The organism is Kitasatospora sp. NPDC002543, assembly GCF_053594915.1.
The window spans coordinates 26,969-47,310 of sequence record NZ_JBSFWR010000067.1; the positions used below are offsets into that span (position 1 = coordinate 26,969).

General features: G+C 71.3%; 24 protein-coding genes. 16 read left to right on the forward strand and 8 right to left on the reverse strand.

Translation table 11 applies throughout. The features are described from left to right. Window positions 1–33: 33 nt before the first annotated feature. From ACWD4P_RS25255 to ACWD4P_RS25270, 4 genes are all read left to right on the forward strand, one after another. Window positions 34–180 carry a hypothetical protein gene (locus ACWD4P_RS25255; RefSeq protein ID WP_449781130.1) on the forward strand — a complete coding sequence of 49 codons (147 nt, stop codon included), beginning with the start codon at window positions 34–36 and terminating at the stop codon, window positions 178–180. A gap of 125 nt (window positions 181–305) precedes the next feature. Next, window positions 306–977, forward strand: a complete 672-nt coding sequence (locus tag ACWD4P_RS25260) for a hypothetical protein (protein ID WP_449781131.1) — start codon at window positions 306–308, stop codon at window positions 975–977. Continuing rightward, window positions 974–1,327 carry a transcriptional regulator gene (locus ACWD4P_RS25265; protein WP_449781132.1) on the forward strand — a complete coding sequence of 118 codons (354 nt, stop codon included), beginning with the start codon at window positions 974–976 and terminating at the stop codon, window positions 1,325–1,327. Before ACWD4P_RS25260 ends, ACWD4P_RS25265 begins: the two co-directional genes overlap by 4 nt. Before the next feature lie 143 nt (window positions 1,328–1,470). After that, a complete protein-coding gene (locus tag ACWD4P_RS25270) occupies window positions 1,471–2,481 on the forward strand; it encodes an aldo/keto reductase (RefSeq protein ID WP_449781133.1) in 1,011 nt (336 codons plus the stop codon). 71 nt (window positions 2,482–2,552) lie between these two features. Here ACWD4P_RS25270 and ACWD4P_RS25275 read toward each other — a convergent pair whose 3' ends face one another. Both ACWD4P_RS25275 and ACWD4P_RS25280 read right to left on the reverse strand, forming a co-directional pair. Next, window positions 2,553–2,744, reverse strand: a complete 192-nt coding sequence (locus ACWD4P_RS25275; RefSeq protein WP_449781134.1) for a DUF397 domain-containing protein — start codon at window positions 2,742–2,744, stop codon at window positions 2,553–2,555. Then, the gene (locus tag ACWD4P_RS25280) at window positions 2,737–3,600 is read right to left on the reverse strand and encodes a helix-turn-helix domain-containing protein (RefSeq protein WP_449781135.1); all 864 of its coding nucleotides are present in this window, start codon (window positions 3,598–3,600) and stop codon (window positions 2,737–2,739) included. Before ACWD4P_RS25280 ends, ACWD4P_RS25275 begins: the two co-directional genes overlap by 8 nt. A 238-nt stretch (window positions 3,601–3,838) precedes the next feature. On the opposite strand from ACWD4P_RS25280, the gene ACWD4P_RS25285 reads away from it, so the two are divergent. From ACWD4P_RS25285 to ACWD4P_RS25315, 7 genes are all read left to right on the forward strand, one after another. Beyond that, a complete protein-coding gene (locus ACWD4P_RS25285; protein ID WP_359824978.1) occupies window positions 3,839–4,201 on the forward strand; it encodes an ATP-binding protein in 363 nt (120 codons plus the stop codon). Further along, a complete protein-coding gene (locus ACWD4P_RS25290; protein ID WP_359824980.1) occupies window positions 4,201–4,455 on the forward strand; it encodes a hypothetical protein in 255 nt (84 codons plus the stop codon). The genes ACWD4P_RS25285 and ACWD4P_RS25290 overlap by 1 nt, the downstream gene beginning before the upstream one ends. A gap of 247 nt (window positions 4,456–4,702) precedes the next feature. Continuing rightward, on the forward strand, window positions 4,703–4,972 hold the full coding sequence (locus ACWD4P_RS25295; RefSeq protein WP_449781136.1) for a hypothetical protein: 270 nt from the start codon (window positions 4,703–4,705) through the stop codon (window positions 4,970–4,972). Beyond that, entirely contained in the window at window positions 4,953–5,471 is a 519-nt protein-coding gene (locus ACWD4P_RS25300; protein WP_449781137.1) for a DUF6879 family protein, read from the forward strand. The genes ACWD4P_RS25295 and ACWD4P_RS25300 overlap by 20 nt, the downstream gene beginning before the upstream one ends. Before the next feature lie 13 nt (window positions 5,472–5,484). Next, window positions 5,485–6,333 (forward strand): helix-turn-helix domain-containing protein, encoded by an 849-nt coding sequence (locus ACWD4P_RS25305; protein ID WP_449781138.1) that lies wholly within the window; start codon window positions 5,485–5,487, stop codon window positions 6,331–6,333. 132 nt (window positions 6,334–6,465) lie between these two features. Then, window positions 6,466–7,587, forward strand: a complete 1,122-nt coding sequence (locus ACWD4P_RS25310; protein WP_449781139.1) for an NAD(P)-binding domain-containing protein — start codon at window positions 6,466–6,468, stop codon at window positions 7,585–7,587. Beyond that, window positions 7,584–8,129 carry an NUDIX hydrolase gene (locus tag ACWD4P_RS25315; RefSeq protein ID WP_449781140.1) on the forward strand — a complete coding sequence of 182 codons (546 nt, stop codon included), beginning with the start codon at window positions 7,584–7,586 and terminating at the stop codon, window positions 8,127–8,129. The genes ACWD4P_RS25310 and ACWD4P_RS25315 overlap by 4 nt, the downstream gene beginning before the upstream one ends. A gap of 87 nt (window positions 8,130–8,216) precedes the next feature. Here ACWD4P_RS25315 and ACWD4P_RS25320 read toward each other — a convergent pair whose 3' ends face one another. The 4 genes from ACWD4P_RS25320 to guaD form a co-directional block, all read right to left on the reverse strand. Then, window positions 8,217–9,146, reverse strand: a complete 930-nt coding sequence (locus ACWD4P_RS25320; RefSeq protein WP_449781141.1) for a hypothetical protein — start codon at window positions 9,144–9,146, stop codon at window positions 8,217–8,219. A 7-nt stretch (window positions 9,147–9,153) separates the two neighbouring features. Further along, window positions 9,154–10,071: a hypothetical protein gene (locus tag ACWD4P_RS25325; RefSeq protein WP_449781142.1), complete on the reverse strand. Its 918-nt coding sequence runs from the start codon at window positions 10,069–10,071 to the stop codon at window positions 9,154–9,156. A gap of 114 nt (window positions 10,072–10,185) precedes the next feature. Next, the gene (locus tag ACWD4P_RS25330) at window positions 10,186–11,112 is read right to left on the reverse strand and encodes a hypothetical protein (protein WP_449781143.1); all 927 of its coding nucleotides are present in this window, start codon (window positions 11,110–11,112) and stop codon (window positions 10,186–10,188) included. Continuing rightward, window positions 11,109–12,500, reverse strand: coding sequence for a guanine deaminase (gene guaD, locus ACWD4P_RS25335; RefSeq protein ID WP_449781144.1), 1,392 nt, complete (start codon window positions 12,498–12,500; stop codon window positions 11,109–11,111). The genes ACWD4P_RS25330 and guaD overlap by 4 nt, the downstream gene beginning before the upstream one ends. 449 nt (window positions 12,501–12,949) lie before the next feature. Here guaD and ACWD4P_RS25340 point away from each other — a divergent pair, with 449 nt between their 5' ends. Together ACWD4P_RS25340 and ACWD4P_RS25345 are read left to right on the forward strand one after the other, a co-directional pair. Next, window positions 12,950–13,345: an RICIN domain-containing protein gene (locus ACWD4P_RS25340; RefSeq protein ID WP_359824996.1), complete on the forward strand. Its 396-nt coding sequence runs from the start codon at window positions 12,950–12,952 to the stop codon at window positions 13,343–13,345. Between the two features lie 108 nt (window positions 13,346–13,453). Continuing rightward, the gene (locus tag ACWD4P_RS25345) at window positions 13,454–14,491 is read left to right on the forward strand and encodes a DUF4232 domain-containing protein (RefSeq protein ID WP_449781145.1); all 1,038 of its coding nucleotides are present in this window, start codon (window positions 13,454–13,456) and stop codon (window positions 14,489–14,491) included. Window positions 14,492–14,770: 279 nt separating this feature from the next. On the opposite strand, the gene ACWD4P_RS25350 is transcribed toward ACWD4P_RS25345, so the two are convergent. Then, a complete protein-coding gene (locus ACWD4P_RS25350; RefSeq protein WP_449781146.1) occupies window positions 14,771–15,784 on the reverse strand; it encodes a helix-turn-helix domain-containing protein in 1,014 nt (337 codons plus the stop codon). Between the two features lie 207 nt (window positions 15,785–15,991). Beyond that, a complete protein-coding gene (locus ACWD4P_RS25355) occupies window positions 15,992–16,774 on the reverse strand; it encodes a GntR family transcriptional regulator (RefSeq protein WP_449781147.1) in 783 nt (260 codons plus the stop codon). Window positions 16,775–16,983: 209 nt separating this feature from the next. On the opposite strand from ACWD4P_RS25355, the gene ACWD4P_RS25360 reads away from it, so the two are divergent. The 3 genes from ACWD4P_RS25360 to ACWD4P_RS25370 all read left to right on the forward strand — a co-directional run bounded on the left by ACWD4P_RS25360 (window position 16,984) and on the right by ACWD4P_RS25370 (window position 20,236). Then, entirely contained in the window at window positions 16,984–18,564 is a 1,581-nt protein-coding gene (locus ACWD4P_RS25360; RefSeq protein WP_449781148.1) for an alkaline phosphatase family protein, read from the forward strand. Between the two features lie 185 nt (window positions 18,565–18,749). After that, window positions 18,750–19,760, forward strand: coding sequence for an aldo/keto reductase (locus ACWD4P_RS25365; RefSeq protein WP_449781149.1), 1,011 nt, complete (start codon window positions 18,750–18,752; stop codon window positions 19,758–19,760). A 56-nt stretch (window positions 19,761–19,816) separates the two neighbouring features. Continuing rightward, complete coding sequence (locus ACWD4P_RS25370) at window positions 19,817–20,236, forward strand: SRPBCC family protein (RefSeq protein WP_449781150.1); 420 nt, start codon at window positions 19,817–19,819, stop codon at window positions 20,234–20,236. Window positions 20,237–20,342 lie beyond the last annotated feature (106 nt).

Here is a 20,342-nt window from a genome sequence, read left to right on the forward strand (position 1 = left end):
CCGGCGGGCCCGGACGAGTCGTCTCGCGGCTTCGTGGGGGAGAAGCCGCGAGACGCCCGTCACCGGCCGCCCGTCACCACGGCCTCGTACCACCTGCAGATCCTCCACCGGGCCGGGCTGGTGAGCCGCACCCGGCGGTCCCGGCACGTGCTCTACCAGCGGCTCGGGGGAGCGGTGTAGGCGGCCGTACGTCCTTGATGCCATGTCAACGCGAGCTTGGTGAGGGGGTGTTCGGCGTGGGTGCTTCCACTGGATTCACAATAGGTCTCTGGACGCAATCGGTTTGTCATGCAAACCTTGTGGGCGTGACGACACACTCCACCCCGTCCTCGAACGACCCCCGCGACCTCCTGGCGATGCGGCAGGCCCTGGCCCGCCGCATCCACCGCGAGCAGCGCGGCGCCTGGTTCGCCCTCCTCGTCTTCGCCGCCGTGCGCCTCGGCGCCGCCCCGGTCGTCCGCTACGGCCAGGGCGACCGCAACGGCGGGCTGCCGCCGGCCATGTGGTACTGGCCGGTGGCGTTACTGCTCGCCTACGCCGCGATCAGCTGGTTCTACGTACGGCGCTCCACCCGCCTCGGCCTCGGCACCAGGATCGGGCCGTACCTGGGGCTGGGCATCGCCCTGGTCGTGCTCATCACCGGCTACGTGGCGTGGCGGGCACTGGACCCGGACTCCTTCGCCGGTGTCCACGAGCCGTCGCCCCTCGCCGTGGTCCTCGACAACCCCGTGGTGAGCCCGGCCGGCACGATCGGCCTGGCCCTGCTGCTGCTCGCCCGGATCGAACGCAGCTGGCTGCTGCTGGCCGTCGCCTGCGGGTATCTTGCCTCCATGCTCAGCGTCGGCGACCTCCCCGACCCCTCCCCGTGGGGCGGCTTCCCGCACATCCTGCTGGAGAGCGGCGTGCTGCTGCTCGGCGGCCTCGGCCTCGTCCTGCTGCAGCGGGTCAAGGGGGCCAACGGACGGGCGGTGGCATGAGCGAGCACCCCACCAGCGGCCTCGACGACGTCGTGCACCAGAGGGTCCGCCTGGGCATCCTCGCGGTGACCAAGGAGGCCCGGCAGGTGGAGTTCACGTTCCTGCGCGGCACGCTCGGGCTCACCGCAGGGAACCTCTCCCAGCACCTCGCGGTCCTGGAGAAGGCCGGCCTGGTCACGATCGACAAGGGCTACGAGGGCAAACGGGCCCGCACCTGGATCCAGCTCACCAAGGCCGGAAAGAAGGCCCTCGGTGACGAGATCACGGCACTCAAGGCCCTCATCCACCAGCTCGAAGGCACTGACGCGGGCATCGACCCCGGCCCCGCGGCCGCCCCCGCCCCGGGCTGACCCCGGCCCCGGCCGGACAGGGCCGAGTACGCCAAGGAACGCGTCCAGTTCGGGAGTCCGATCGGCTCGTACCAGTCGGTCTCCACAAGCCCCGTGTTTCCGAACTTGCGTTGGAGCGCACTCCACATCCTAGATTCGGAAACATGCGCTACATCAAGCTCGGAACGACCGGGCTGGAAGTCTCCGCCATCACCCTCGGCTGCATGAGCTTCGGGGAGCCGGACCGGGGCGGCGAGCCCTGGTCGCTGGGCGTGGACGCCAGCCGGGACATCATCAAGCAGGCGCTCGAGAGCGGCGTCAACTTCCTTGATACGGCCAATGGGTACAGCGCCGGGAGCAGCGAGGAGATCGTCGGCCAGGCCGTCAAGGACTTCACCCGGCGCGAGGAGGTCGTTCTCGCCACGAAGGTCTGGATGCGGATGCGCCCCGGTCCCAACGGCGCCGGGCTGTCCCGCAAGGCGATCTTCGCCGAACTCGACGCCTCCCTGAAGCGGTTGGGGACCGACTACATCGACCTGTACCAGATCCACCGCTGGGACTACGACACCCCGATCGAGGAAACCCTCGAGGCGCTGCACGACGTGGTCAAGTCCGGGAAGGTCCGCTACATCGGGGCCTCCTCCATGTACGCCTGGCAGTTCACCAAGGCCCTGTACCTGGCCGACCTGAACGGCTGGACCCGGTTCGTGTCGATGCAGGACCACTACAACCTCATCCACCGGGAAGCGGAGCGGGAGATGTTCCCGCTCTGCGCGGACCAGGGCGTCGGCGTGATCCCGTGGAGTCCGCTGGCGCGGGGCAGGCTGACGCGGGTCCGGGACACCGTCACGGCGCGTGCCGAGACCGACGAGGGCGGCAGGATCCTCTACCGCGACGGGGACCAGGCCGTGGCCGAGCGCGTCCACGAGATCGCGGGCAGGCGGGGTCTGTCCCCGGCCCAGGTCGCCCTGGCCTGGGTCATGCGCAACCCGGTGGTGACCTCGCCCGTCGTCGGGGTCACCAAGCCGGCCCAACTGGCCGAGGCGGTCGCCGCGGTGGGCGTGGAACTGGACGAGGACGAGGTTGCCTACCTGGAGGAGCCCTACCAGCCGCACGAAGTCGCGTACCTGGAGGAGTCCTTCTACAAGTCGCGCCCTGCGGCCGGCTCCCGGTAGTCCGGGCTACCCCTTCCGTGCGCGGGAAGTCGGGCGGGCCGACTTCCCGCGCACGGAGGGGGTGGGGGTTGTCAGGCGTGGTGGTCGAACTCGCCGGCTTTGATGCCGTGGAGGAGGGCGGCGAGGGTGGCGGGGGTGGTGCGGAGGATGAGGTGGGCTTCGTCGGACTCGCGGAGTTCGACCAGCCCGTTGATGGAGCGAACCTCGACGCATTCATTGCTTGCGGCACTGTAGCTGGACTTCTGCCACTCTGAGCTAGGCATGGGCGGGCTTTACTTCTTTCATGATGGATCGGATGAAGTCGCGCGATTCGTCTTCGCCGAGGGCGTTGGAGTCCAGGCTGGAGAAGATGGTTCGGTGCTTGGCGAGGTTGGTCGGCGAGTCGAAGAACAGCGCACCTTGGGAAACATCCATCTCGACTGTATCCAGCTCGGGGACCGGCCCTTCGACGTAGATCAGGTTCTCGCCAGCGCCCGGAAAGGTGTCGATGGCGAATGGCACCACTCGTACGGAGATCCCGGGCTGCTCCGAGTCGTCCAGTAGCGCGGCAAGCTGGTCGATGAGCACCACAGGTCCGCCGAACTGCATGCGCAGAGCGGCCTCATGGATGAAGGCCCGAAGAGGTGTTGCCCCGGATCGGACGACCTCCTGGCGTCGGAGACGGAAGGTCGTTCGTGTCTCGATGTCTTGCGGGGGCAGGGGAGGGACGAGCCGGGCGAACACCGCCGCTGCGTATGCCCTGGTCTGGAGAAGTCCAGGAATGTAGACGGTGTTGCAGAAGGTGATCCGCTTGGCGTGGCCCTCAAGCTCTGCGACTTCAAGGAAGTCGATGGTCAAGAGGTTTCGGTATTCCTCCCACCAGCCCTTTCCGCGCTCCGAGGTCATGTCGGCCAACGCGTCGATCAGGGGCTGGTTGTCGCACATGCATGCGGTAGCGATGGTTCGCAGTCGTTCGACGCTGATGCCGCCCTTCCCGCTCTCCATCTGTGTGATCTGAGCGGGCTGGATGCCGAGCTTGCGAGCCAGCTGACTGCCGCCGAGGCCGGCCTGCTCCCGCATCCTCCGCAGCTCTGTCCCGATCCGCCGTTGGCGAAGGGTTGGGTTCGGTCGTAGCGCCATGATGACCAGTCTGCCGCAGGTCGGCGCGGCCGAGGTGCCACGTTCGGGGGAACCTCCCCGGACTCGGCTCAAATTTGAGCCCGCCTGCGCTATCGTCGTTCCCACATCGATCCGACGGATCGTCAGTAACGCCTGCTAGCAAGCACCGCAGAGCAGCCACGTCCTTCTCCACCGGCCTGGCTCACGGCGACACATGTTCCGCCGGTTCCCCCCTCACTCACGCCTCGGGAGAACTCCCATGCGTCACCTCAACACGCCCACCCTCGCCATCGCGCGCCACACCCTCCACACCACGATGACCCGCGTCGGCTGGTCCCCGTCCGTCATCTCCGACGCGCAGCTCGCCCTCGTCGAGCTCCTCGTCAACGCCTGGCGCCACGCGGACACCCCCGCCCCGCTGGTCGAGATCGTCTCCGTCGACGGCTCCCTGCGGGTCTCCGTCACCGACGAGAGCCCGATCCTCCCCGCCACCCCGCCGCTGTCCCTGCTCGCCGAGTCCGGTCGCGGCCTGCAGCTCGTCGCCGGGCTCACCCACCGCTGGGGCGTCGACCCCCACGAGCGCGCCAAGTCCGTCTGGTTCGAGCTGGACGGTGCCGCCTGATGCCCCGCCGCCGCCCCCTCATGCTGCCGACCGACCCCCGGATCCGGCACTACACCGACGACCACATCCGCACCCTCCTCGCCGAAGTCCAGGAGCGCGGCCGCCGGTTCGGCCTCCTCTTCCCCTCCGCCACCACCGACAAGACCCTCGACGGCCGCGTCCTCGTCCGCTTCAACACGGCGCCGGCCTCGACCCTCCTCAACCTCCTCGTCCTGCTCCTCGACGCCGAACGCGAGATCCCGTGCGACTCCTGATCGGGACGGCCTTCGCCGTCCTCCTCGCCCTCGCCTTCGCGACCGTCGCCCTGGGCGTCGTCACCGCCCTGCGCACGACCCCGCCCGACGAGGACGCCTGACCCACCGCCCCCACCCCGCCGCCCCCCGCCGCCGTCCATGCGCGCCGGGGGCCGCGGCACTGCTTCCTTCACGCCCTTGACGCCCCTTCCCCTGCGGAGCCAAGGTCGTGGAACCGCATGGAATCCACTCGGTACGGGAGGTAGTCGTGACGCTAAAGTTCTTGGGGATCTACCCGAACACTCCTGATGACGGCTCGCCGACCATCTGGTTGGACGAGTCCACCGGCGACCTGGTGATCCAGTCCTGGAAGGCCGACGAGGCCACCATCAGGGAGGCCCAGGAAGTCGGTTCCGTCCCGGGCCACTCCACGGACATCCCGGATCACGAGGGCGTGTTCCGGTTGCCCGCCAACATGATCCAGTTCATTCCCCGGCCGGACAGTGAGGTCAACGACGGTGGCAACGGCGGTTCGTGAGCAGTTGGCCAAGGCGCGGCGCTCGGCGGCGCATCTGGAGATGCGCGACAGCTACATGCTGGATGACCCCGAGTTCATCGCCTGGCAGCAGGGCAAACGGCTCGATCCGGCGGACCGCGAGTCCTGGTGGCGGTCGTGGCTCGACGTGGTGGCCGAGGCGACGGGCCGCGGGGTCGCGATGCGTCGCCTCCGTGTCGTGTCCGAGCCGGTGACCGACTACATCCGGTACGAGTACGACGTGACGTTCTCGAACGTCGCGGCAGGGGAGGAGGTGCGGTGGCTGCCGCGTTCCCGCGCCGGTGACCTGCTCCTGCCCGGTCTGGACGGTTGGGTGATGGACGACGAGGTGGTGATCCTGCACCACTTCACCGGGAACGGGCAGTGGGCCGAGGCCGGCATGGAGGTCCGGACCGATCCGGAGCTGGCCAGGCGGTATCTGACGGCCTACGAGGCCGCTTGGGACCGGGCGACGCCGCACGCGGAGTACCGTCCCGCCTGATCGATCACCGTCCATGGCTGCCCCGGCGTCCTCAAGTGTCCAGCGTGCCCGCCAGAATCTCGCCGACCGGCTCGGCGAGATCCAGCGGGACGCCGGGTTGTCGGGGCGTGATCTGGCCGCCGCATGCGGCTGGTACCCGTCCAAGGTCTCGCGGCTGCTGAACGCCCACACACCGCCGTCCGAGGACGACATCCGGAAGTGGTGCCGGGCCTGCGGGGCCGAGGAGCGTGCGCCGGACCTGATCGCCTCCCTGAGGGCCGTCGAAGGCATGTTCATCGAGTGGCGGCGCATGGAGCGCGCCGGCCTCAAGGCTGCTCAGGAAGCCCGGCTACCGCTGTACGAGCGAACGCACCGGTTCCGCTCCTACTCGTCCTGGTTGGTGCCCGGCCTGATTCAGACACCGGGGTACACGACCGCCGCTCTGCAGGCCGTCCAGCAGCGCCGAGGGCTCATTGACGACGTTCCGGCTGCTGTGGCCGCCCGCATGCAGCGTCAACGAGTGCTGTACGAGGGCGATCGTCGGTTCGCTTTCCTGATCGAGGAGTCCGTGCTGCGCTGCGGGATCGGCGGCGGCAGCGTCATGCATGACCAGCTGCACCACCTGGCGACCGTCGGATTGCTGCCCCATGTGAGCCTGGGGGTCGTTCCGATGCGCCCCGACCGGAGGCGCTGGCCGACCGAAGGCTTCTGGATCTTCGACAGAGCGCAGGTGAACGTGGAACTGATCTCCGGCTATCTGACCATCACCCAGCCGAGCGAGATCGCCATGTATGCCGAAACCTTCCGCGAGCTGGCCGAGTTGGCCGTCTACGGGGCGACCGCTCGTGAACTGATCACGTCTGCCGCTGAGCTGCTCGGATGATCCCTTCTCATCGGTGTGGAATCCCGTGGAACTCGATGGCGGCGTGTGCCACTGGCTCCCTACCTTCCTGCTGACGGGCCAATCCCCAGGTCCGCGGCAGCGGACCAGGCGGCACGCGAGAGGGGCATCACGTTGGAGACATCCGATCGGGCGCGGCTGGACACGTTCTTCGGCCGCATCGTGCGGGAGTTCACCCCGGCGAAGAAGCCGGCCTCCGTCCTTGTCACCCACCTGCTTCCCGAACGCCCGTCGTTCGTGAAGGCCGTCGCGGCCGCATCGGACCTCAAAGCCGTGCTGCCGAAGCCCAAGAGCATCGACACCGGTGCACGGCGCGAGATCGAACGCACCTTTGCCGTGGACGAGTTGTCTCGAGAACTGTTCGGAAACCCTGACTCCGCCGTGACCTATCTGGAGACCCGGGCGGCTGGTCAGGAAGTCGTTCTCCTCGACGTGGGTGGGTACTTCGTGCCCTCTCTGGCGGAGGTCTGCGCGCGTTTCTCGGGCATCGTCCTGGGCGTCGTGGAGGACACCGAGAACGGACACCAGCGGTACGCCGGGCATGGCAAGCTGCCGTGCCCCGTCGTCTCGGTCGCCCGGAGTCCGTTGAAGGAACCGGAGGACTTCCTCGTCGGCCAGTCCGTGGTCTTCTCGGCCGAGGCATTGATGCGCGGGCGCGGGGATATCCTCCCCGGCCGGCCGGCGCTGGTCATCGGCTTCGGCAAGCTGGGCAGCTCTATCGCCCGGCTGCTGCACGCCAAGGGCGTTCGGGTCACGGTGTACGACGTGGACCCGGTGCGGCGCGCACAAGCGCTCTCGCAGGGCTTCAATGTCGCCCGCGACCGTGACCGGGCGATCTCCACGGCGGGCGTCGTCCTGTGCGCCACGGGTGCTCTGGCGTTGCGAGGGGATGACTTTCCCAATCTCAGGAATGGTGCCTACGTGGCCACGGTCACCAGTTCGGAGGATGAGCTGGAGCTGGCCGGTCTGCCGGACTGCTACACCCGGCACCAGGCCGGCGAGGCGGTCACACGGTACGAGACGACCGGGCACTACTTCTACCTGATGAACGGCGGGAACGCCGTCAACTTCCTTCATGGTGCCAGCGTTGGACCGTTCATCTTCCTCGTGCAGTCCGAGATCATCGCGGGCATCCACATGCTCGGCAGCGGCGGTCTTGACGCGGGTATGCATGAGGTCGACAGCAAGGCCCGCGGAGCCATCGCGGCCGCGTGGCTCGACTTCTACAACAGGTGATTCCCTTGGCCATCACGGCAGACCACATCAGCACCACGCTCGCGGCGTACCTCGGCCGCTTCCCCGAGGACGCGGCGGGCCTCGCCGTCCCGTTGGGGCTGCTCGCCGACGGCGCGGACCTGACGAGCCGGAAGGAGTTCCGGGGCCACGTCACCGCCGGGGCCGTCCTGGTCAACGACCGGCGGGAGGCGCTGTTCGTCCGCCACCGCGCCCTGGACAGGTGGCTCACCCCGGGCGGGCACCTGGAGCCCGGGGACACCACGCTGGTCGGCGCGGCGCTGCGGGAGCTGGCCGAGGAGACCGGTGTCCGTGTCGAGGGGCTCGCCGCCGACGGGCCCGTCCACATCGACGTGCACGCCATCCCGGCGAACCCCGCGAAGGGTGAGCCGGAGCACCGGCACATCGACGTGCGGTTCCTCTTCCGGACCGGCGGCACCGATCCGGTGGCCCTCCAGGCGGACGAGGTCACCGGGTACGCCTGGCGGCCCGTCGAGGGCATCGCCGACGGGACGCTGCGGGCCCGCGTCCTGGCCGCGCTGTAGCGCCCGGCGGCCCGGCACCCCGGCACTCCGGCTGCGCGGGACGTCGGACGGGCCGACTTCCCGCGCAGGGCACCCGCCGGGCCCGGCTCAGGCCTGGTGCACGCAGTACAGGGCGCCTCCGTAGGGCGCGATGTCGAAGCCGGGGGAGGAGACGGCGCCGGGGATCGCCTGCGGCGGGCTCCAGCCCGGGCCGCGGTCGAAGCGGGTCCACCAGAGCCTGCCGTTCCCGGAGTCCTGGCCCGCGTAGTAGACGCAGTACAGGTAGTCGTTGTAGTGGGCGAGGGCGGGCGCGTGTTTGGTGCGGACGGGGTTGCCGTTCCAGTCGACGAGGTGGTGGTCGTAGCTCCACGTGTGGGTCTTGCTGTCGTAGACGGTCCAGTACAGGTCGTCGCCGCCGCGGTCGTGCACGCAGTACAGGTGGTCCTTGAACGTGTCGACGGCGGCCCTCCGCACGGACCGGATGTCGCCCGGGTGCGCCTGGAGGACGCCCCAGGTCTTCGTGGCGGTGTCGTGGGTGATCCACAGCAGCAGGCCGTCGTGGACGTGCACGCAGTAGAGCAGGCCGTCGTAGACGGTGACCGCGGCCGGGTGCGTGGAGCGGACCTCGGCCCCGCGGTGGTCCGTCACCGGCCGCTGCGGGGACCAACCGGCCTCGGGGCCCTCGGTGTTGAAGCGGGTCCACCACAGGCGGCGGTCGTCGTGGGTGCGGTGGTGCACGCAGTACAGGTAGTCGTTGGCGTGCGTCACCGCGGGCGCGCCGTACGCGTGGGTGTGCTTGCCGTCGGTGCTGTTGGCGGCGCGGTCGACGTACCACTGCGCGTAGTCCTTGTCGTGGAAGTCGTACCACAGGACGGGCAGGTCGGGGGCGCCCGCGCGGAGGCTGTACAGCAGGCCCTTGTACGCCTCGGTGCCGGGGCCGGCGGGCGAGGAGGCGCCGCCGGGGACCGGCCGGTCCTGCGACCAGCCGCCGTTCTCGAGGACGATCCACCGCAGTTCCCGGTCGACGGTTCTCCTCATCTCGCGCTCACCCCCGGTGCGCGCAGTACAGCGGGCCTTCGTAGGCCGTGATGTCGGCCCCGGGGGAGGAGATGACGTAGGGGATGCGCTTCGGGGTGCTCCAGGGCCCGCCGACGTTGTACCGGGTCCACCAGAGCTGGCCGCCGGTGTCCTCGCCCACGTAGAAGACGCAGTACAGGTAGTCGTTGTACCGGGTGACGGCGGGGGCGTAGGAGGTGCGGATCGGTTTCCCGCTCCCGTCCACCATGGGCTGGTCGGTGCCCCATTCGCGGGTCTTGCTGTCGTAGGTGATGCAGTACAGGTCGTCGCCGCCGCGGTCGTGCACGCAGTACAGGTGGTCCTTGAAGCGGTCGACGGCGGGCGCCCGCGCCGTCTGGATGCCGCCGGGGACCGGCTGGTCGATGCTCCAGGCCTCCTTGGCGGTGTCGTAGGTGATCCACCGCAGGCTGCCGTTGTCGTCGTGCACGCAGTAGAGGAGGCCGTCGTAGACGGTGACGGCGGCCGGGTTCGTTGAGCGGACCTCGTCTCCCCGGTCGTCCTTCACCGGTTGCTGGGCGGACCAACCGGCCTCGGAGCCCTCCGTGTTGTAGCGGGTCCACCACAGGCGGGTGTCGCCCTGGGCGCGGTGGTGCACGCAGTAGAGGAAGTCGTTGGCGTGGGTCACCGCGGGTGCGCCGTAGCAGGGCAGGCGGTTCCCGGCGACGTCGACGACGGCCTGGTCGCCGCGCCACTGCTCGGTGTCCTTGTCGCGGACGTCCCACCACAGTTCGGGGTTGCTCACGGTGTCCTGGTGGAGGCAGTACAGCAGGCCCTTGTACGCCTCGACGGCGGGTGCGAAGGGCGAGAAGGCGAGGGGGATCTCCAGGTCCTTCGACCAGTCCGTGTCGTAGGCGACCCATCGCAGTTCCTTGTTGACGGCGTTCACTCTCGTTCACCTCCGGTGGGCCGGCGCTCCGGTGGACGGGTGCCGTCCCGGCTCCGGCTCCGGCTTCGTGGATTCTTCGTGGGCCGACCTGCCCGGGGTTCCGGGCGGTCCGTCTCAGCCGCGGTGCACGCAGTACAGCGGGCCGTGGTAGGCCGTGATGTCGGCGCCGGGGGAGGAGACGACGTAGGGGATGCGCTGCGGCCTGCTCCAGGGCCCGCCGACGTCGTACCGCCGGGTCCACCAGAGCCCGCTGCCGAACTCGGATGCCTCGTCCGTGCAGTAGACGCAGTACAGGTAGTCGTTGTACCGGGCGACGGCGGGCGCGTACGGGGTGAGGACCGGTTTCCCGTCCTCGTCCACCATGAGCCGGTCGTCGCTCCACTGCTGGGTCTTGCTGTCGTAGGTGATCCAGTACAGTTCGTCGCCGCCGCGGTCGTGCACGCAGTGCAGGAGGTCCTTGAACCGGTCGACGGCCGGCGCCCGCGTGACCGGGACGTCGCCGGGGACGGGCTCGTCGGAGCTCCAGGCCTGCCGGGCGGTGTCGTGGGTGAGCCAGTGCAGGCGGCCGGTCTTCTCGTGCACGCAGTAGAGGAGGCCGTCGTAGACGGTGACGGCGGGGGAAACCGCCGTCCGGACGTCGCGTCCGTCGGGGTCCACCACCAGTTTCTGCTCGGACCATCTGGTCCCGGAGACCTCGGTGTTGTAGCGGGACCACCACAGGCCGGGGTCGGCGTTGGAGACGTGGTTCACGCAGTACAGGTAGTCGTTGGCGTGGGTCACCGCGGGTGCGCCGTACGTGCGCAGGCGTTTCCCGTTGGGGTCGTAGGCGCCCGCCTCGCCCCTCCACAGCCCGGTCTCCTTGTCGTAGATGTTCCACCAGAGGCCGGTGTTGTTGGCCGTGTCCTGGTGGAGGCAGTACAGCAGGCCCTTGTACGCCTCGATGGCGGGGGCGAAGGCCGAGTAGGCGGAGGGGACGTCGGCGTCCTTCGACCATTCGGTGTCGTAGGCGGCCCACCGCAGTTGCTTCAGGCTGGTGCTCATCCCGTCCTCACCTCCGCCGGTCCGGGCCGGCAGGTACGGGAGGGGGCCGACGGATCGTCCCGGTCGTGCGCGAGCCGGCCGTTGAGGTAGGTGGCCAGGACGGTGCGGTCGTCCCCCATCACCGCGAGGGTGAACAGGAGGTCGTGGATGGTCTTGGTGTTGGAGGTGCGTGCGGCCAGCAGCGGGGTGGCGGTGGGGTCGAGGACGATGAAGTCGGCCTCGTGCCCCGGTTCCAGCGATCCGACGAGGTGGTCGAGGCGCATCGCCGCCGCCGAACCGGTGGTCGCCAGGTAGAACAGCTTGACCCCGTTCATCGGGAACCCGCGCAGGGCGCCGACCTTGTACGCCTCGCTCGCGGTCTGGAGCAGGGAGAGGCTGGTGCCGCCGCCGACGTCGGAGCCCAGTCCGACCAGCGCCCGCCGGCGCGGATTGGTCGCACGCTTCATGCGGAACAGGCCGGAGCCCAGGAAGAGGTTCGACGTCGGGCAGTGCGCGGTGCCGCTGCCGGTCCTGTACAGGCGTTTCCACTCGCGCTTGGACAGGTGCACGGCGTGCGCGAAGACCGCACCGGGGCCGAGCAGGCCGTGCCGCTCGTAGACGTCGACGTAGTCCTTGCACTTCGGGAACAGCTGGTGGACCTTCTTCACCTCGTTCCTGTTCTCCGCCAGGTGGGTCTGCAGGAGCGTGCCGGGGTGGTCCCGCCAGAGCTTCGAGGCGGTGCGCAGCATCTCGGGCGTGCAGGCGACCGCGAACCGCGGGGTGACCGCGTAGATGCTGCGGCCGACCCCGTGCCACCGTTCGATCAGTTCCGCGGACTGCTCGTAGGCCACCTGGGGGGAGGCGTCGAGCAGGGCGGGCGGCGCCTCGCGGTCCATCAGCACCTTGCCGGCCGCGAGCCGCATCCCGCGGCCGACGCTCTCCGCGAACAGCGCGTCGACCGACCGCGGGTAGGTGGCGCAGTTGACCATGGCCGTCGTCGTGCCGTTGCGCAGCAGTTCGTCACAGAACAGGGCGGCGACGGCCCGGGCGTAATCGGCATCGGAAAAACGCTTCTCCTCCGGATAAATGTGGTGATCGAGCCAATCCAGCAGCTGTTTTCCATAGGCGGCGATAATCCGGGTCTGCACGTAATGGACGTGGCAGCTGACGAGCCCGGGCAGGATCAGCTTGTCGCGGTACTGCACGACCTTCACGTCGTCCGGGAGGTCGCGCACGAGGTCGCCGTAGGGACCGGCCGCGACGATCTTCCCGTTCTCGCAGACCAGCAGCCCGTCCTTCACGTGGACGAGCGCCTCCTCGTCGGAGGTCAGGAACGGGTCGTCACGGAACCAGACGAGGCCGCCCCGGACGGCCGTCAGATCCCCGGGCGGAGAAGCAGAGGTTCGCATGGGGGCTCACTCCCAAGGAGGTCGAGGCGGTCGCGAGGTGCGTCGGGGTCGCCGGCCCCCCGGGGCTCCGCGCGGGGGGCGCTGGGCCGGACGTGTACGGACCGATAGGTGGCGGGGCGACCGCGCTCCCAGTCTCGCGGGGGCCCGCGGGCGCTGCGCGCCGGGCTCCACCGCTCGGGTGGTCTCCGGCGCGACCGGGATCGATGGCCCGCCGACGGCCGACGCGCCCGGCCTCGCCGCAACGGGTGAGCGTGGTCGCGGCTTCCGTTCGCGCACGTACACCTGCGGTGACCAGCAATGGAGCACTTCGGTCACGATCCATTTCGGAGCGGGCAATTCCAATGGCGTATCGGTAAGCCGTCGAACGTGATCTGCCTGGCCTATCGTGACCACCGGACATCATGTCCGGATTCAGGCGCCAATCGCGATAAACCGACCATGGAGGTCGCATGGACATCAAGCCCGGTATCTACAGCATCAAGTGCGTCGGATACCTCACCCAGGTCCTGACCGCGCCCACCTCGGGCGACAAGGTCGTCGGGCAGAAGGAGCGCGAGCTCGACAACCAGTACTGGAACGTGGAGGAGAACGGGGAGTACAACACCATCCGCAACGTCGGCACGGGCCGGTACCTGGCCGTCGACGGCGACAACGCCATCCTGAGCGACAACCCCGCGGACTGGGACGTGTCGCTGGAGAACCAGGGCCGCTTCAAGGTCGCGGCGGTCGGCGACGGCAGGGCCCTGTACCTGACCGGCGGCAAGGACGGCGACGCGGTGAAGCTGGCCAACTACACCGGGGCCAAGCCCCAGCAGTGGTACTTCCAGAGCCGCGACGACGACTGAGGAACGGCCCGGAGCGGCTTCCGGCGGGGCGTGGACCGTGGCAGGCCCGTTGCCCACGAAGTGGCGCAGCTCACTGCCGTCCGGCGGCGGGCGTGATCGACTCGCCCGATGCGCCAGCCCTCCACGCCCCGCCCGCCGCTGACGGGCCGCCACCTCACGGCCGCCACCGCCGCCACCGCCGCCGTGCTGCTGGTCGCGGGCTGCGGCTCCGCGACGACCGCGGCCTCCGGCGGCGCTCCCGGCGGCGCGGGCGGCGCCTCCGGCAGCCCCGCCCCGTGCGGGACCGCGCTGCCCACCGCGCCCGGCGGCGCGCCGCAGCCGGCCGAGCTCGCCCAGGGCGGGGCGCGGATCACCGCCGTCGGCCCGACGTGCTTCGCGTACGAGGTCACCAACCCGCACGCCGAGCCGTACGACTACACCGTGGTGTTCGACGGGCCCGACCCGGACGGGGGAGCGGCGGTGTTCGGCGGCCCCGGGAGCGGGGGAGGGAACCTCACCCGCACCGTCACCGCGCTCGCCCCCGGCGCCACCGAGAAGGGGCGGATCGAGCTGGGCGGGCCCGGCGCCGCCGGGTCGGGCTCCCGCCCCGGCGCGCCCACCCCGAACCGGCCCGGCATCCGCCCGCCCAAGCCGGAGCTCCTCAAGGTCCGCAGCGTGCCCACCGCCGAGGCCCCCGGCGCCGGCGGCCCCTGCCCGCCCTCGGGCCTGCGGCTGTACGCCGACGAGGGCAGCGCCGCGATGGGCCTGCGCGCGGTCGGCCTGCACCTGCGCAACTGCGGCACCGCCACCGTCGTCCTCGACGGCTACCCGCAGGTGCAGCCGCTCGACGTCGACCACCAGCCCCTCGACGGGGTGCGGATCCTGCGCGGCGGCGCCGAGATCGCCACCGGCACCGGCGCCGACGACCCGCCGCAGACCTTCGACCTGCGCCCGGGGGAGGGCGCCCGCGCCGTCCTGGCCTGGCGCAACACCACCGAGGCCGGCACCCCGCAGAACGCCCCCTACGTGCGGGTGCGCGCCACGCCCGGCGCGGCCCCCGTGACGGTCGTCCCGGAACTCGACCTCGGCACCACCGGACGCCTCGGCGCCGGCGCCTGGACGCGGGAGGACACACGGACGCAGGACGGGTCGACCGCGCGCCCGTGACGGCCGCGGGGGAGTCCGCCCTTTCCGGCCCGCCCGCCGGCCGGCCGCGGCCCCGGGGAACGGGACCGGCGGTCCGGCGCGCTCCCCCGTGGCGTGCCGGACCGCCGGCGCGGGAACGGAATCAGTGTTCCGCTGCGCGGTGTCCCTCGTGGAGGATGTCAGGAGAAGGCCCCCGCCGTGTTGGCACCGAGTCGACAGTTCTTGGCACTGCGTGCACAGGTGGGGCCTTCCCGCCCGTTCCTGCGCGCCGGGTGCTCGCGGTGCGGGGTTCGCGCGCCCTCAGCCCTGCCGGTACGAGGAGCGCAGCCGGTGCTCGCGGGGGGAGAGGCCGTACGCGGCCTTGAAGGCGCGGCTGAACTCGGCGGCGCGGGGCAGGCCGCAGCGGGCGGCGACGGCGTGGACGGGCAGGTCGCGCAGCGCGGGGTCGGCCAGCTCGCGGTGGGCGCGCTCCAGCCGGCGGCGGCGGACGAAGGCGGCGACGGTCTCGCCGCCGGACTCCCGGCCGAACAGGCGGTGCAGGTAGCTGACGGAGATGTGGTGGGCGGCCGCGATCACGGCGGGCGTCAGCTCCGGGTCGTGCAGGTTGCGCGCCACGAAGGCCCGGACGTTCTCCACCAGGGCCCGCCGGCGGGTGTCGTCGGGCACGGCGGCCTCGGCGTCCAGCTCCCGGGCGAGCCAGGCGGCCACCAGGTCGACCACGACGCCGCCCAGGCGCGGGGTCTCGACCGGGCCCAGGACGGCGGCCTGCCGGTCGAGGCCGACGAGGAAGTCCGCCAGCAGCGCGCAGCTGCCCTCCCGGGAGGAGAAGCCGCGGCCCAGCAGCTCCTGCACCCGGTGCGGCGGCAGCGGCAGCAGGTCGGTGGGGAAGTCGACGCCGACGGCTTCGATCCGGCGCTCCGCCGGGGCCTGGCCGGCGCGGGTGCCGAAGGCCCGCAGGTCGAACGGGTGGGAGCTGTCGAGCATGTGGAGGTTGCCGGGGACGAAGGTCTCGGTGGGCCCGGTGTCGCGGGTCAGGGCGAAGCCGCCGTCGAGCAGCAGGGTCAGGTGGAACACCCCGAGGTCCGAGCGGCGCACCCGCCGCGCGGTGCGCTGGAAGCGGGTCGGCGGGAAGGAGGTCCGCAGGAGGGTCACCGGCCCGAGCTCCAGGCGCCGCATCTCCGCCCGGAAGTCGTCGCGGTGGTCGCTGGTCACCTCGCTGTCCCGGGTGCGGCCGACCAGCTCCCGCCAGCAGTCGAACCGTTCCTTCACGGGTACGCCGTCGCTGCGGAACACGCTCTCCGTGCTCGTGGCCACTGTCCGCCCTTTCCTTCCGGGGTCCGTCCCCTTCCCGCCCGGTCGGGCTCCCCTCCCCACCCGGCGTCACCGGCACCTTGCGTTCGGTGACACCGCAACCTACAAGGTCGGGGCGGGCGGCCTCCGCCCGGGGCCCCGGGCGCGGCCCGGGGCGGAGGCCCGGGGCGGGCTCGGGCCGGGACCGGGGCCGGTCCGGGGGCGGCGGCGTCAGTTCCCCCCGGCCCGGTCCGCGTCCGGGGCGCCGAGGGCGAGGGTGAAGCAGAACCGGTCGCCGCGGTAGAGGGTGCGCACCTGCTCCAGCGGACGCCCCGCGCCGTCCAGACTGCGGCGGTGCAGCAGCAGCATCGGCAGCGCCGGCGGGGTGCCGACCAGCAGCGCCTCGCGCGGGGTGGCCAGCACCGTCTCGATCCGCTCGTCGGCGGCGCCGATGCCTACCCCCTGCTCGCGCAGGTACCCGTAGAAGGACCCCTCGGGGTCGAAGTCCCGATCCAGCGCGGGCACCCGGGCGACGGGCACGTACGTGGACTCCAGCCCCACGCGCTCCTCGTCCGCGCGCAGCACCCGCTCCAGGTGCCACAGCGGCTCGCCCTCGGGGACCTCCAGGAGCCGGGCCATCGCCGCGTCGGCGGGCAGCCGGTCCAGGGCGATCAGGGTGCGCCCGGGGCGCAGGCCCTGGCGCGAGACGCCCTCGGTGTAGCTGCTCAGGGACAGCGGCTGCTCGATCTTCGGCCCGGCCACCACCGTGCCCCGGCCCTGGCGGCGCAGCCGGCCCTCCAGCAGCAGATCGCGCAGCGCCTGGCGCACGGTGGCCCGGGCGACGCCGTGGCGCTGCGCCAGATCGGCCTCGGTGGGCAGCCGCCCGCCCGCGCCCAGCTCGGCGATCAGCTCCTCCAGGCGGGCCTTGACCAGGTAGTACTTGGGCACCCGGCCGTGCTCGGGGACACCGGCGCGGGCGGGCTCGGGGACGGTCCGGGGGGTGGGGTGGCTCACCGCCCAAGCCTATCGACCGCCCCGCGGGCCCCGCGGGCGCCCGTACGGCCCACAGGGTCGATGATCACGGAAGAGTAACGGGTCTGGACCGAATTTTCGGCGGTTGTTCATACAACCGTGGACTCGCCGAGGCGCCGCCCTCGCCCGCCCGACCCATCCTCACTCCCGGTGCCACCGCACCGCACTGACGATCCGTTGGGAGTCCTCCGTTGCGCACCTCCCGCCCCACCTCCCGCCCCACCTCCCGCTCCGCCCGCACCGCCGCCCTGGCCGCCGCCACGGTCGCCACCACCGTCGCCGCGCTGATCCCGCTGTCCGCCACGGCCTCCTCCGCCACCGCCGCCACCACGGCCGGCGCCGCGGCGGACGGCCCGTACCGGGGCCTGCCGAACGGCACCAAGCGCGCCAAGACCCTGGTCATCGGCGTCGACGGCACCCGCTACGACAAGCTGCTCACCGCCGACGCCCCCACCCTCAAGGCCCTGATGGCCGACGGCATGACCGCCACCAGCAACCTCTACGCCAACCCGCTCGCCCCCACCCTCTCCGGCCCCGGCTGGTCGACCATCGCCACCGGCGTGTGGCCCGACAAGCACCAGGTCAAGGACAACGCCTTCACCGGCTCCCGCTTCGACCTCTACCCCGACTTCGCCACCCGCCTGGAGAACGCCGACCCCGCCACCTCCACCCTGGTGATCGGCTCCTGGAACCCCATCGCCGGCAACGTCTTCAACGGCCGCGCCGACCTGCGCCTCCAGGAGGGCGAGAACGACACCAAGACCGCCGCCGACGCCGTCGACTTCCTCTCCCACGGCAACCCCGACACCACCTTCCTCCACTTCGACCAGGTCGACGAGGCCGGCCACAACCACGGCGGCACCAGCCCCGAGTACGCGGCCGCCCTCCACAGCGCCGACACCCTCGTCGGCCAGGTCCTCCAGGCCGTCAAGTCCCGCCCTGCGTACGCCTCCGAGGACTGGCTGGTCATCGTCACCACCGACCACGGCCACACCGACGCCGGCGGCCACGGCGGCAACAGCGCCAACGAGCGCCAGACCTTCCTGATCGCCGACGGCGCCGGCTACACCCCCGGCTCGCACCGCTACGACGTCAAGCCCGTCGACATCGCCCCCACCGTCCTCAAGCACGAGGGCGCCCCCGTCGACCCCGCCTGGAAGCTCGACGGCCGCCCCATCGACGAGATCGTCCCCGACGCCTTCGACGCGCTGCGCCCGAGCCTGCAGGCCCGCGCCGACGAGAGCGGCATCCCGGCCGGCGTCAAGGGCTGGACCCACACCCCGCCGGCCGGCTGGAGCATCGACAACTCCCGCATGCCCTCCGGCGGCGTCACCGAGTGGCGCGGCTGGACCTTCGCCACCGACGAGTTCTGGACCGCCGCCCAGCTCGCCCAGTCCCGCGAGACCAACGTGCGCGCCCGCAACGTGTTCGCCGTCGCCGACTCCGACGAGTGGGACGACAAGGCGCACGGCGCCGGCCAGTTCGACTCCACCCTGGTCGGCCCGGCCTACCCGGTGGCCGGCGCGAGCCGCGGCGTGCTGTCCTTCGCGACGGACTACAAGGTCGACGGGCCGCAGACCGGCGACGTCTACGTGGTCTTCGACAACGGCGCCCCGCAGCTGGTGAAGTCCTACCGCAGCGACCTCAACACCGTCGAGAACCTCCCCGTCACCGTCCCGGCCGGCGCCACCACCGCCCGCTTCCAGTTCCGCTACACCGGCACCAACAGCGCCTTCTGGACCGTCGACCAGGTCTCCTTCACCGCCTCCTGATCCGCGCGGCACGGATCCGACGGTGGCCCGCCCGCGGGTTCGGGCGGGCCACCCCTTGCATTACCCAGCGCACGCAACTATTGTTCCTGCATGTAAGGCGCGCATGCACCAATCGCTCGGTGGGTGCGCAACCCCCGGCGGGCCCCCTTCCCCCAGGCGCCCGCCCGCTCCGCAAAGGCACTGACATGTCCCTCAAGAACATCCTCCCCGGCAAGCTCGGCTTCGGCACCGCCCCCCTGGGCAACATGTTCCGCGCGATCCCCGACACGGAGGCCGCCGCCACCGTCGAGGCCGCCTGGGAGCAGGGCGTGCGCTACTTCGACACCGCCCCGTTCTACGGCGCGGGCCTGTCCGAGACCCGCCTGGGCGAGGTGCTGTCCGCCAAGCCGCGCGACGAGTACGTGCTGTCCACCAAGGTCGGCCGCGTCATCCTCGACGAGCTGGAGGAGGGCGCCCGCGACCTCGGCGAGAAGGGCGGCCTCTTCGAGCACGGCAACCCCAACAAGATCGTCCACGAGTGGACCGCCGAGGCCACCGAGCGCTCCATCGAGGACAGCCTCAAGCGCCTGGGCACCGACCGCCTGGACATCGTCTGGGTCCACGACATCGCGCAGGACTTCCACGGCGACCAGTGGCTGAGCAAGTTCGAGGAGGCCCGCACCGGCGCCTTCCGCGTCCTGTCCCGCCTGCGCGAGGAGGGCGTCATCAAGGCCTGGGGCCTGGGCGTCAACAAGACCGAGCCGATCGAGCTCACCCTCGCCCTCGACGAGCCGCGGCCCGACGGCTTCCTGCTCGCCGGCCGCTACACCCTCCTCGACCACGACCACGCCCTCCAGCGCCTGCTGCCCATGGCCCAGGAGCAGGGCGTCGACATGGTCGTCGGCGGCCCCTACAGCTCCGGCGTCCTGGCCGGCGGCGCCCACTTCGAGTACCAGGCCGCCCCGCAGCACATCCTGGACAAGGTCGCCCGCCTCAAGGCCCTGACCGCCAAGCACGGCGTCTCCATCAAGGCCGCCGCCCTCCAGTTCTCCCTCGCCCACCCGGTGGCCGCCGCCGCCGTCCCCGGCGCCACCAGGCCCAGCCGCATCGCCGAGGACATCGCCGCCCTGAACGAGAGCGTCCCCGCCGCGTTCTGGCAGGAGCTGCGCGCCGCCGGCCTCGTCAGCCCGGCCGCCCCGCTGCCCGCCGGCGCCTGACCGCCCGTACCGCCCCCGCACACCACCCTCACCGCAGTAGCACAGGAGAAACGACCATGGCCTCCACCACCGTCAGCCGCATCGTCCCCGCCACCCCCGAGAAGGTCTGGGCCCTCGTCGGCGGCTTCGACGCCCTGCCCGACTGGCTGCCCTACATCCCCGAGAGCGTCGCCTCCGAGGGCGGCCGCGTCCGCAGCCTGAAGAACCCCGAGGGCGAGGTCATCGTCGAGCGCCTCGTCGACTTCAACGAGACCGAACGGCACTACAGCTACGCCATCCTCCAGGCCCCCTTCCCGGTCGACGGCTACGTCTCCACCATCCGCGTCCACGCCGTCCCCGGCCGCCCCGACGCCGCCGAGGTCCAGTGGTCCGGCCGCTTCAACCCGGTCGACGCCACCGAGCAGCAGGTCGTCGACCTGTTCACCGGCATCTACGCCGACGGCCTCGACGCCCTGAACACGACCCTCGCCGGCTGAGCGAGGCCCCCGCACGCCGGCGCCGCGGCGGTGCGGACACCCCGGGCGTGGCCGGGGAAGGTCGAGGCGATGGTCGGCCCGATCCGGGTGGTGTGGTTGAGGTCGG